Below are 679 nucleotides of genomic sequence, written 5' to 3'. Positions count from 1 at the left end.
ATCATTGGACAGCTACAAGTTCAACCTGCTCCACAACAAGCAGCTTTTCATCACCCAGCTCAAGCAGAACCGCATGGGCAGCCGCACCATCGACGAGGGCAGCATGGACGAGAAAGGGGGCATGAACTACTCCGAGTATGTCGCCATCCTCTCCGGCAACACCGACCTCTTGGACAAGGCGCGTCTGGAGAAGAAGATTGCAGGGCTGGAGGGCGAGCGCAAGGCGTTCCAACGCGGCAAGGGCGATTCGCGCATCCGGTTGGAGACCCTGTTGGCCAACCAAGCCTCCAACAGCGACATCATCGCGAGGGCGCGGCAGGACATGGCCGACTTCGAGAGTCGCGTGCAGTACGACAAGGAGGGCAAGAAGCTCAACCCGCTGAAGATTGACGGGGTAACGGACAGCGACCCCAAAGTCATTGCCGCCCGACTGCACGAGATAGAGGACAAGGAGCGCACGCACGGCCAGCCGGTTCCCATCGGCTCCCTCTACGGCTTTGAAATCGTGGTCAAGACCGACACCACCGTCAAGGAGGGATTGGACTTCTGCGAGAACCGCTTCTTCGTGCGCGGCACGGGCAAGCTCCTGTACAACTACAACAACGGACGCTTGGCAGCCGACCCGCAGACCGCCTGCCGGAATTTCATCAACGCCTTTGACAGCATCCCCCGCCTGATA

At 59.9% G+C, this 679-nt stretch carries 1 pseudogene; it reads left to right on the top strand.

Annotation, left to right across the window (positions count from 1 at the left end):
- Nucleotides 1-679: pseudogene (locus tag M3090_RS15485) on the top strand (DNA methylase); the annotation flags it as partial.

The organism is Bacteroides sp. ET71, from assembly GCF_023336905.1.
Classification (GTDB): Bacteria; Bacteroidota; Bacteroidia; order Bacteroidales; family Bacteroidaceae; genus Bacteroides.
The sequence above is the reverse complement of the archived record's forward strand: the minus strand, read 5'-3'. Positions and strand labels throughout refer to the sequence as shown.